This window comes from Curtobacterium sp. Curtsp22, assembly GCF_059492135.1.
Genome location: NZ_CP168519.1, coordinates 3,778,311 through 3,788,949, shown reverse-complemented (window position 1 = coordinate 3,788,949; position 10,639 = coordinate 3,778,311). Strand labels below are relative to the sequence as shown.

General features: G+C 70.1%; 10 protein-coding genes. All 10 read right to left on the bottom strand.

Features of this window, described 5'->3' with window-relative positions; all coding sequences use genetic code 11:
* Positions 1 to 123 precede the first annotated feature (123 nt).
* Entirely contained in the window at positions 124 to 894 is a 771-nt protein-coding gene (locus ACEN8D_RS18300; protein WP_070418535.1) for a fumarylacetoacetate hydrolase family protein, read from the bottom strand.
* A gap of 30 nt (positions 895 to 924) precedes the next feature.
* The gene (locus tag ACEN8D_RS18295; protein ID WP_413399540.1) at positions 925 to 2,034 is read right to left on the bottom strand and encodes a branched-chain amino acid aminotransferase; all 1,110 of its coding nucleotides are present in this window, start codon (positions 2,032 to 2,034) and stop codon (positions 925 to 927) included.
* Positions 2,035 to 2,049: 15 nt separating this feature from the next.
* Positions 2,050 to 3,117: a 3-isopropylmalate dehydrogenase gene (locus tag ACEN8D_RS18290; protein ID WP_413399539.1), complete on the bottom strand. Its 1,068-nt coding sequence runs from the start codon at positions 3,115 to 3,117 to the stop codon at positions 2,050 to 2,052.
* A 13-nt stretch (positions 3,118 to 3,130) separates the two neighbouring features.
* Positions 3,131 to 4,720, bottom strand: coding sequence for a phosphoglycerate dehydrogenase (gene serA, locus ACEN8D_RS18285; RefSeq protein WP_071294936.1), 1,590 nt, complete (start codon positions 4,718 to 4,720; stop codon positions 3,131 to 3,133).
* A gap of 144 nt (positions 4,721 to 4,864) precedes the next feature.
* Positions 4,865 to 5,257, bottom strand: coding sequence for a hypothetical protein (locus ACEN8D_RS18280; protein WP_402717544.1), 393 nt, complete (start codon positions 5,255 to 5,257; stop codon positions 4,865 to 4,867).
* On the bottom strand, positions 5,254 to 5,694 hold the full coding sequence (locus ACEN8D_RS18275; protein WP_070418531.1) for a hypothetical protein: 441 nt from the start codon (positions 5,692 to 5,694) through the stop codon (positions 5,254 to 5,256). Before ACEN8D_RS18275 ends, ACEN8D_RS18280 begins: the two co-directional genes overlap by 4 nt.
* 61 nt (positions 5,695 to 5,755) lie before the next feature.
* Positions 5,756 to 6,946, bottom strand: a complete 1,191-nt coding sequence (locus tag ACEN8D_RS18270) for a mannitol-1-phosphate 5-dehydrogenase (RefSeq protein WP_070418530.1) — start codon at positions 6,944 to 6,946, stop codon at positions 5,756 to 5,758.
* A gap of 209 nt (positions 6,947 to 7,155) precedes the next feature.
* The gene (ilvC, locus tag ACEN8D_RS18265) at positions 7,156 to 8,181 is read right to left on the bottom strand and encodes a ketol-acid reductoisomerase (protein WP_070418529.1); all 1,026 of its coding nucleotides are present in this window, start codon (positions 8,179 to 8,181) and stop codon (positions 7,156 to 7,158) included.
* A 117-nt stretch (positions 8,182 to 8,298) separates the two neighbouring features.
* Positions 8,299 to 8,799 carry an acetolactate synthase small subunit gene (gene ilvN / locus ACEN8D_RS18260; RefSeq protein WP_022907763.1) on the bottom strand — a complete coding sequence of 167 codons (501 nt, stop codon included), beginning with the start codon at positions 8,797 to 8,799 and terminating at the stop codon, positions 8,299 to 8,301.
* On the bottom strand, positions 8,796 to 10,619 hold the full coding sequence (locus ACEN8D_RS18255) for an acetolactate synthase large subunit (RefSeq protein ID WP_070418528.1): 1,824 nt from the start codon (positions 10,617 to 10,619) through the stop codon (positions 8,796 to 8,798). Before ACEN8D_RS18255 ends, ilvN begins: the two co-directional genes overlap by 4 nt.
* Positions 10,620 to 10,639 lie beyond the last annotated feature (20 nt).

Genomic DNA, 10,639 nt, shown 5'->3' with positions numbered 1-10,639 from the left:
CTACACACGCCCTGGGGGCCCCGCCAACCGTCCCGCACCCCGGGCGTGTCGCACGGGCCGATCCGCGCGGAGACGCGGAACGGCCCGCCCCCACGGTGGGAGCGGGCCGTTCGGTGACGCGCGTCAGTGCTTGGCGATGACCGGGTTCTTGAGTGTGCCGATCCCCTCGATCGTCACCTCGACGACCTCGCCGTCGCGGATCTCGCCGACGCCGGCAGGGGTGCCGGTCAGGATGACGTCGCCGGGCAGGAGCGTCCAGATCGACGAGACGAACTCGATGAGGGACGGGATGTCGTGCACCATCTCGCTCGTCGAACCCACCTGGCGCAGGTCGCCGTCCACGCGGGTCTCGATGCGGATGTCCGACGGGTCGATCTCGGTCTCGATCGCCGGCCCGAGCGGGCAGAAGGTGTCGAAGCCCTTGGACCGGGTCCACTGGCCGTCGCGCGCCTGCAGGTCACGGGCGGTCACGTCGTTGGCGATCGTGTAGCCGAGGATCACGCTCGCGAAGTCCTCGCGCGTGACGTTCTTCGCGAGCGACCCGATCACGATGGCGAGCTCGCCCTCGTGGTCGACGCGTCCGACCCCGGCGGGGAGACGGATCGGGTCCTCGGGGCCGATCACCGACGTGTTCGGCTTGAGGAACACCACCGGGTCGTCCCCGGAGCGCTCGTCCATCTCGGACGCGTGCTCGGCGTAGTTGAGCCCCACGCCGATCACCTTCGACCGCGGGATGACGGGGGCGAGGAGCTTGGCGTCGGCCAGCGGCACCCGCTCCCCCGTGGTCTCGAACCCCTGGTACATCGGGTCACCCGCCAGCACGACCAGGTCGCGCTCGTCGAGGATGCCGTACCGGGGGTCTTCGCCCTTGCTGCTGAACCGTGCGATCTTCACCGTTGGAGCTTATCGACGTGTGGTGTGCGTTCAGGCCGGGTCGGTCAGGCGCGTCATCCACCCGTGCGGGTCGGCACGGCGGCCGTACTGGATGTCGGTGAGTTCGTCGCGCAGGGACATCGTCAGCTCGCCGGCCCCGACGGTCGGCGACCCGATCGTGAAGCCCTCGCCGCGGAGTTCCGCGATCGGGGTCACGACGGCGGCGGTCCCGCACGCGAAGGCCTCGGTGATGGAGCCGTCCTCGACGCCGTCACGCCACTCGTCGAGGGTCACCCGACGGCGTTCGACGCGCAGCCCGCGGTCCTCCGCCAGCTGCAGGATCGAGTCGCGCGTGATGCCCTCGAGGATGGAGTCGGAGTCCGGCGTGACGAGCGTGCCGTCCGCCTTCACCAGCACGACGTTCATGCCGCCGAGTTCCTCGAGGTACTTGCCCTCGACCGAGTCGAGGAACATGACCTGCTGGCAGCCGTGCTCGTACGCCTCTTGCTGGGGCAGGAGCGACGAGGCGTAGTTGCCGCCGGTCTTCGCCGCACCCGTGCCGCCCTTGCCGGCCCGGGCGTAGTTGGTGGACAGCCAGATCGACACCGGCTTCGGTCCGGAGGTGAAGTACGCCCCCGCCGGGCTCGCGATGCAGTGGTACGCCACCGCCTGTGCCGCACGCACCCCCAGGAACGACTCGGTCGCGATCATGAACGGCCGCAGGTACAGGCTCGTCTCGGGCGCCGAGGGCACCCAGTCGACGTCGGTCCGGACCAGCTCGCGGATGGAGTCGACGAAGGTCTCCACCGGCAGCTCCGGCAGCGCGAGCCGCCGCGCGGACTGCTGGAAGCGCTTGGCGTTGGCGTCCGGGCGGAACGTCCAGACCGAGCCGTCGGCGTGCCGGTAGGCCTTCAGCCCCTCGAAGATCTCCTGCGCGTAGTGCAGGACGCTCGCGCTGGGGTCGAGGCTGATCGGCCCGTACGGGTGGACCGAGGCATCGTGCCACCCGGCGTCCAGCGTCCACTGCACGGTGGCCATGTGGTCCGTGAAGTGCTTGCCGAAGCCCGGGTCGGCGAGGATCTCCTCGCGCTCGGCGGCGGCACGGCGCTCGGGTGAGGGGGTGGTGGCGAACGCGAGTCCGAAGTCGGTGTCGGTGCTCATACGGGGAGACTCCTGTCAGGCGGTGGTGGTGCGTGCCGTGGCCGCGGCGGCGATGGCGTCGCCGATCTCGGCCGTGCGACGCTGCGAGGTGCCCCGGTCGGCGAGGTCGGCCTCGACCGCCCGCGTGACCGCCGCCGCGAGATCGCTGCGACCGATGTGGTCGAGCAGCAGTGCGACGGACAGGATGGCGGCCGTGGGATCGGCCTTCTGCTGACCCGCGATGTCCGGCGCGGAGCCGTGGACCGGCTCGAACATGCTGGGGAAGGTGCCGTCCGGGTTGATGTTGCCCGAGGCCGCCAGACCGATGCCGCCGCTGATCGCGCCGGCCAGGTCGGTGATGATGTCCCCGAAGAGGTTGTCGGTGACGATGACGTCGAACCTAGCAGGTTCCCGCACCATGTGGATGGTGACGGCGTCGACGTGCTGGTAGTCCACCGTGACGTCCGGGTACTCCTGCCCGACGGCCGCGACGGTGCGCTGCCAGAGGGCTCCGGCGTGCACCAGGACGTTGCTCTTGTGCACGAGCGTGAGGTGCTTGCGCGGCCGCCGGTCCGCCAGCTCGAACGCGTACCGGACGACGCGCTCGACACCGTACGCGGTGTTCAACGAGACCTCGGTCGCGATCTCCTGCGGGGTCCCGACGCGGATGACGCCGCCGTTGCCGACGTACGGTCCCTCGGTGCCCTCGCGCACGACCACGAAGTCGACGTCACCGGGGGACGTCAGCGGCGTCGTCACCGACGGGTAGACGACGGTCGGGCGCAGGTTCACGTAGTGGTCGAAGGCGAACCGCAGCTTCAGCAGCAGCCCGCGCTCGATGATCCCGCCCGCGAGCCGGGGGTCGCGGGGGTCGCCGCCGACCGCGCCGAGCAGGATCGCGTCGTGGGTGGCGATGGCGGACATGTCGTCCTCGGTGAGGATGTCACCGGTCTCGAGGAACCGGTCGGCACCGAGGGAGAACGGGGTCTCCTCCACCACGAGGTCGCCCGGCAGCACGGCGCGCAGGACCTTCAGCGCCTCGTCGACCACCTCGGGTCCGATGCCGTCCCCGCGGATCACCGCGAGCTTCACCGTCTGCGTCATGTCCGCCACTCCCCTACAGCGTGATGTCGATCTCGCGGAGCGAGGCCGCGTCGATCGTGGACCGGACGTGCTCGAGGATCTCGGCCGGGACCGGCGAGTCGACGGTGAGGACGCTGAGCGCCTGGCCGCCGGCGGCTTCCCGCGAGATCTGCATCGCCGCGATGTTGATGCCGGCGTCGCCGAACTCCTTGCCGTAGACCGCGACGATGCCGGGCCGGTCGGTGTACTCCATCACCACGTGGTGCTCGGCGAGGGCGACCTCGACGTCGTGACCGTTGATCTCGACGAGCTTCGCGACCTGCTTCGGGCCGGTGAGCGTGCCCGACACGCTGATCGCCGGGCCGTCGGACTGGGCCCCGCGGATCGTGAGCACGTTCCGGTACTCCGGGCTGTCCGAGTCGGTGATGAGCCGCACGGTGACCCCGCGCTGCTCGGCGATCAACGGTGCGTTGACGTAGGACACCTGGTCGCTGACGACGTCGGTGAAGACGCCCTTGAGCGCCGCGAGCTTCAGCACGCTGACGTCGAACTCGGCGAGCTCGCCGTGCACCTCGACATCGATGCTGGTGACGGGCGACGTCGCGAGACCGGTGAACACCTGGCCGAGCTTCTCGACGAGCGGGATGCCGGGGCGCACGTACGGGTCGATGACGCCACCGGCGACGTTGACCGCGTCGGGGACGAGTTCGCCGCCGAGGGCGAGCCGCACGGACTTGGCGACGGAGACGCCCGCCTTCTCCTGCGCTTCGTCCGTCGAGGCACCGAGGTGCGGCGTGACGACGACGTTCGGGAGCGCGACGAGCGGCGAGTCCTTCGGGGGCTCGGACACGAAGACGTCGAGACCGGCGCCGGCGATCGTGTTCGAGGTGAGCGCACGGTGCAGCGCGTCCTCGTCGATCAGCCCGCCACGGGCGACGTTCACGACGAACGCGGTCGGCTTCATGAGCGCGAACTGGTCATCCGAGATCATGCCGACCGTCTCCGGCGTCTTCGGCATGTGGATCGTGGTGAAGTCGGCACGCTTGAGCAGGTCCTCGAGCGAGACGAGCTCGACCCCGAGCTGCTGGGCACGGGCCGTGGTGACGTACGGGTCGTACGCGATGACCTGGACGCCGAACGCCTGCAGGCGCTGGGTGATGAGCGCACCGATCCGGCCGAGGCCGATGATGCCGACGGTCTTCTCGTACAGCTCGACACCGGTGTACGCGGAGCGCTTCCAGGTGCCGGCGGCGAGCGACGCGTGTGCGGCCGGGATGTGGCGCGCGAGCGACAGGATGTGGCCGACCGTGAGCTCGGCGGCGGAGATGATGTTCGACGTCGGCGCGTTGACGACCATCACCCCGGCGGTGGTCGCCGCCTTGATGTCGACGTTGTCGAGGCCGACGCCAGCACGGGCGACGACCTTGAGGTTCGGGGCCGCGGCGATCGCCTCGGCGTCGACCTTGGTGGCGGAGCGCACCAGGATGGCGTGCGCATCGGCGAGGGAGGCCAGGAGGGCGGGGCGGTCGGTACCGTCCACGTTCCGGATCTCGAAGTCGGGCCCGAGGGCGTCGACTGTGGCGGGCGAGAGTTCTTCGGCGATCAGGACGACCGGCTTCGGCACAGCTGCAGTTTCCTCACACGAGACGGGCGGTATCCCACCATCGTATCGACGTGTGCACGTGGTTACGACCGCAGGGTCGGTCCGGTGGGCGACCACACGACGGACGGGAGGCGCGGTGCCGGCCGGCACCGCGCCTCCTGGCCGTCAGGAGGAGCGACCGAAGTCCAGCAGGCTCGGCACGAACAGTTGCAGGTCCAGCCACAGCGCGCCGGCTGCCGCGAAGGCCAGCACGAAGACACCGATGGTCACCGCGAGCCGAGCGCGTCGGGTGATCCACAGGGCGACGACGAACGCGACCGGCGCGATCGCGATGTCCAGCACGAGCCAGAGCCACGGCGTGCTGCTCCGGAGCGAATCGCCGCCGGACGTCGTGTCGAGGAAGGCGTTGAACTGCCGGACCGAACCCGAGATGTTCACGAGGTTGCCGACGCTCTGGACGGTCATGTACGCGAACAGCAGGGCGAACACGAGCCAGACGACGACCTTGCCGACGAACGCCCGGGACGACCGACGGACGGTCGGCGTCGCGGCGGTCACCCGAAGCTCCGCGTCATGAGGAACGGCCACGGGAAGAGGACGAGGGCGCCGAGCAGCATCCACAGCAGACGGCTCCGCGTGCGCTGTCCACGGCCGGCCCAGAGCACGACGGTGAACCACAGCGCGGGCGCGACGATCGACAGGAACCGGAGGACCTCGACGAAGACGGTCAGCACGGTGTCGACGTCCGAGACGTACGAGGTCGAGGCCGTGAGCAGCCAGGCCACCGTGTAGAGCAGGTACAGGCCACCGAAGACGCCGAACCCGATGAGCGCGCCGGAGGTCTCGGGGGCCTCGGGGTCACGGCCGGAGCGTTCCTTGACGGTGACCGGGTTGTGCGCCGCGTCGACGTGGGTCGCGTCGTCGGCGTCGCCCCAGCTGAGGGCGTCGTCGTCGTGGTCGACCGAGCCGTCGGGCGGGGATGCTGCCGTGGTCATGCCTCGATTCTACGAGGCGTGCCGCTCCGGCTCGACCACGGACGACCGGTACGGCCGCTGGTCAGACGTCGGCGGGCTGGGTCTCGAGGACCTCGGCGACGACCTCGCGCACCGCGGGGAACAGCGGGTGGCTCTCCATCAGGCCGGTGAGGATCTCGGTGAGGGCGTGTGCCGTCGCACCCGAGCGGAGCAGCGCGTGCAGCTCGATCGACTCGGGGTCGTTCTCGTCGTCGAAGTCGAGCGCGACGCGCACGGCGCCGAGCAGGTGGTCGACGGGGAGCCCGCGTTCGGCGAGCTGCGCGGCCGGGCCGACGAAGCGCTCGCGGCGGCCGAGCTTGCGGAGCGGGTTGCGTCCGACGCGGACGGTCGTGTCCGGGAGGTGCGGGTTCGCGATGCGGGAGAGGTTCGCGGCGACGTAGCGCGCGTGCTCCTCCGGGTCGAAGCCGTGCTTGGCGACGAGGAGCGCGGTGGTCTCGGCGAGGACGCCGTCGACCTCGGCGCGGACGGCCTCGTCCTCGAGGGCCTCGCGGATGAGGCGGATGCCCCGGACGTAGCCGTGGTAGGCGGCCGTCGCGTGCGCGGTGTTCACCGTGTAGAGCTTGCGCTCGACGAACGGCTGCAGGTCGTCGACCCAGGTCACGCCGTCGATCGCGGGCGGCTCGGCGTCCGAGTCGGCGAAGGGCGTGCGCTCGATGACCCACTCGTAGAACGGCTCGAGCACGACGTCGAGGCCGCCGGACTGGCCGAGCACCCCGGACTGGTCGGGGACGATGCGGTCGATGGCGCAGTTCGCGAAGACGGCGGCGATGTCGCGGTCCTCGAGGATGGGGGCTCGACGGATGCTGGCGTGCAGGGAGTCCGTCGCGTTGAAGGCGTTCTCGCACGCCACGATCGTGACGTCGCCGCGGTCGAGCGGCCGGGCCGCCAACCCCTCGGCGATGACGGGGGCGACGAGCGGGAGGGTGCGGGCGCCGACCGCGGTCGTGACGACGTCGGCCTCGGCGATGGCCCGGACGACCTGCTCGCGGTCGGTCTTGCTGCTGAGGGCCGTGAACCCGTAGACGAGGTGCTCGACCGGCATCTCGCCGACCTCGTGCACGACGAACCGGCCGGCTTCGTTCAGTGCCGAGACGACGCGGTCGTCGACGTCCACGAAGGTGAGCTCGTAGCCGCTCGCGACCAGGAACTGCCCCACGAACCCGCGTCCGATCTTGCCGGCGCCGATGTGGACCGCTCGCTTCGTCACCGCCATCCGACGATCCTCCCATGCTGGACGACGACCTGAGGACCGCCCATGTCCGGGCCGGACGACGGTCGTCGCGAAACGTCCCCGGGAACGCCGAGGGGACGCCGGTGGGCGGCGTCGGGGCTGGTGGTGAAGTGCTGCATAACGTTCGGGTCACATCGCGAGGCGGCGGTGCGGGTGCACCGCCGCCTCGTCGTCGAGTGGTGTTGCGAAGACTACCGCGCGGCGGAACCGTCCACGTAGTCGGCGTCGTTCGACTTCCACGCGAAGAGGGCGCGCAGCTCGCGACCGGTCGCCTCGATCGGGTGGCCCTCGCCCTTCGCGCGGAGTGCCTTGAACTCCGGCGCGCCGGCGTCCTGGTCGTCGATGAAGCGCTTCGCGAAGGCACCGTTCTGGATGTCCGCGAGGACGGCCTTCATGTTCTCCTTGACCTCGGGCGAGATCACGCGCGGGCCGGAGACGTAGTCACCGAACTCGGCCGTGTCGGAGATCGACCAGCGCTGCTTCGTGAGGCCGCCCTCCCAGATGAGGTCGACGATGAGCTTGAGCTCGTGCAGGACCTCGAAGTAGGCGATCTGCGGCTGGTAGCCGGCCTCGACCAGGGTCTCGAAGCCGTACTGGATGAGCTGCGAGGTGCCACCGCACAGGACGGCCTGCTCGCCGAACAGGTCGGTCTCGGTCTCCTCGGTGAAGGTCGTCTTGATGCCGCCGGAGCGGAGGCCGCCGATGGCCTTCGAGTACGACCACGCGAGGTCCCAGGCGGAGCCGGACGCGTCGACCTCGACGGCGACGATCACGGGGACGCCACGGCCGGCCTCGTACTCGCGGCGCACGGTGTGCCCTGGGCCCTTCGGGGCGACGAGCGACACGTCGACGCCCTCCGGCGCCTGGATGTAGCCGAAGCGGATGTTGAAACCGTGGCCGAAGACGAGCGTGGCGCCCGGCTTGAGGTTGGGCTCGATGTCGTCCTTGTAGACGATGCGCTGGACCTGGTCCGGCGCGAGGATGACGACGACGTCCGCCCAGGCCGTGGCGTCGGCCGGGGTGAGGACCTCGAAGCCGGCCTCTTCCGCCTTCTGGCGGCTCTTCGAGCCCTCCTGCAGGCCGATCTTGACCTCGACGCCGCTGTCGCGGAGGTTGAGGGCGTGGGCGTGGCCCTGCGAGCCGTACCCGATGACGGCGACCTTCTTGCCCTGGATGAGCGTCAGGTCGGCGTCGGCGTCGTACACGATGTCAGTCACGGTGGTGGTTCTCCTGTGGTCGGTTCGGGAAGCGTTGGTTGCGGTGAGTCGGGAGGAGACGGACTGGAGGCGCGGTGCGGGTGGCGACCCGCGCCTCCAGTCCGTCACGGGTCGCGGTCAGCGCACCCGGTCGGTGATGCTCTTGGGCCCACGGCCCATGCCGAGGAGGCCCGCACGGGCGAGCTCCTTGATGCCGTAGGGCTCGAGCACGCGGAGGATCGCCTGGATCTTGCCGGGGTCGCCGGTCACCTCGACGATGAGCGAGTCGTTCGCGACGTCGACGACCTGCGCACGGAACAGGTTCACTGCCTCGAGCACGGCCGAGCGCGTCTGGTTGTCCACCCGCACCTTCACGAGCATGTGCTCGCGCTGGACGGACTGGGAGAAGTCCAGCTCGACGATCTTGATGACGTTGACCAGCTTGTTGAGCTGCTTCGTCACCTGCTCGAGCGGGAGGTCCTCGACGTCGACGACGACCGTGATCCGGCTGAGGCCGTCGACCTCGGTGTTGCCGACCGCGAGGGACTCGATGTTGAACCCGCGGCGCGCGAACAGCCCGGCGACGCGGGTCAGCAGACCCGGCTTGTCCTCGACGAGGAGGGAGAGGACGTGGCTCATGCGGTTTCCCCCGTCATGTCGGCGTCCTCGTCGTCCCAGGTGGGGGCGAGGGCCTGGGCGTACTCGATGGACGAGTTGCTGACTCCCTGCGGGACCATCGGCCAGACCATCGAGTCGCGGCTCACGACGAAGTCGATCACCACGGGGCGGTCGTTCGTCTCGAGGGCGAGCTGGATGGCGGCGTCGACCTCGTCCGCCTTCTCGACGCGGATGCCGAGGGCGCCGTACGCGTCCGCCAGCTTCACGAAGTCGGGCACGCGGCGCGAGTCGTGGCCGGTCTCGAGGTCGGTGAACGAGTGGCGGCCGTCGTAGAACAGCGTCTGCCACTGCCGCACCATGCCGAGCGACGAGTTGTTGATGATCGCGACCTTGATCGGGATGTCGTTGATGACGCAGGTCGCGAGCTCCTGGTTGGTCATCTGGAAGCAGCCGTCGCCGTCGATCGCCCAGACCACGCGGTCCGGCTCGGCGACCTTCGCGCCCATCGCGGCGGGGACGGAGTAGCCCATCGTGCCCGCGCCGCCGGAGTTCAGCCAGGCGTTCGGGCGCTCGTACTTGATGAACTGCGCCGACCACATCTGGTGCTGCCCGACGCCGGAGGCGTAGATCGCCTCGGGGCCGCTCAGCTCGCCGATGCGCTTGATGATGGCCTGCGGCGCGAGCAGTCCGTCCGTCGGCTCCGCGTAGCCGAGCGGGAAGTCGACCTTGAGCTGCTCGAGCTTCGCCCACCACTCGGCGGTGCTCGCACGCTGGTCGGTCGGGATGCCGCCCCACGCGTCGAGCAGGTCGACCAGGACCTCTTTCGCATCACCCACGATCGGGACGTCGGCGAAGCGGATCTTCGAGATCTCGGCCGGGTCGATGTCGACGTGCACGACCTTGGCGTTCGGCGCGAACTCGTCGGCCTTGCCGGTCACGCGGTCGTCGAAGCGAGCGCCGAGCGCGATGATGAGATCGCTGTCCTGCAGGCCGAGCACCGCTGGGACGGTGCCGTGCATGCCGGGCATGCCGAGGTGCTGCGGGTGCGAGTCGGGGAAGGCGCCCCGTGCCATCAGCGTCGTGACGACCGGCGCACCGGTGGCCTCGGCGAAGCGGAGCAGCTCGGCGGTCGCCCGGGAGCGGATCACGCCGCCGCCGACATAGAGCACCGGGCGCTCGGACTCGGCGAGGAGCTGCGCGGCCGCGGTGATCTGCTTGCCGTGCGCCTTGGTGACCGGACGGTAGCCGGGCAGGTCGATCTTGGGCGGCCAGACGTACGGCGCCGACTTCTGCTGGGCGTCCTTCGTGATGTCGACCAGCACGGGGCCGGGGCGTCCGGTCGTCGCGATGAGGTGCGCCGCGGCGAGGGTCGCCGGCACGTCGGCCGGGTCGGTCACGAGGAACGAGTGCTTCGTGATCGGCATGGTGATGCCGACGATGTCGGCTTCTTGGAAGGCGTCCGTCCCCATCAGGGTCGAGAAGACCTGGCCGGTGATCGCGATGAACGGCACCGAGTCCATGTAGGCGTCGGCGATCGCGGTGACGAGGTTCGTCGCGCCGGGGCCCGAGGTCGCGATGGCGACGCCGACCTTGCCGGACGCCGAGGCGTAGCCCTCGGCGGCGTGGCCGGCGCCCTGCTCGTGCCGGACGAGGACGTGGCGGATCGTCTGCGACGCCATGAGCTCGTCGTAGAACGGGATGATCGCACCGCCCGGCAGGCCGAAGACGTCGGTGATCCCGAGGTGCTCGAGCGTCCGGAGGACGGCTCCCGAGCCGGTCAGGATCTCCGGCGTCCGGCGTGCACCGGCGGCCGCGGACAGCGGAGTGGCTTCCGTGGGCATGAGGTGTTCCTTGCCTGGAG

Excerpts from the sequence above, each read along its gene's own strand:
- ACEN8D_RS18295 (WP_413399540.1), bottom strand. The coding sequence starts at position 2,034 with ATGAGCACCGACACCGACTTCGGACTCGCGTTCGCCACCACCCCCTCA.
- ACEN8D_RS18290 (WP_413399539.1), bottom strand. The coding sequence starts at position 3,117 with ATGACGCAGACGGTGAAGCTCGCGGTGATCCGCGGGGACGGCATCGGA.
- ACEN8D_RS18275 (WP_070418531.1), bottom strand. The coding sequence starts at position 5,694 with ATGACCACGGCAGCATCCCCGCCCGACGGCTCGGTCGACCACGACGAC.
- ACEN8D_RS18270 (WP_070418530.1), bottom strand. The coding sequence starts at position 6,946 with ATGGCGGTGACGAAGCGAGCGGTCCACATCGGCGCCGGCAAGATCGGA.
- ilvN (WP_022907763.1), bottom strand. The coding sequence starts at position 8,799 with ATGAGCCACGTCCTCTCCCTCCTCGTCGAGGACAAGCCGGGTCTGCTG.
- ACEN8D_RS18255 (WP_070418528.1), bottom strand. The coding sequence starts at position 10,619 with ATGCCCACGGAAGCCACTCCGCTGTCCGCGGCCGCCGGTGCACGCCGG.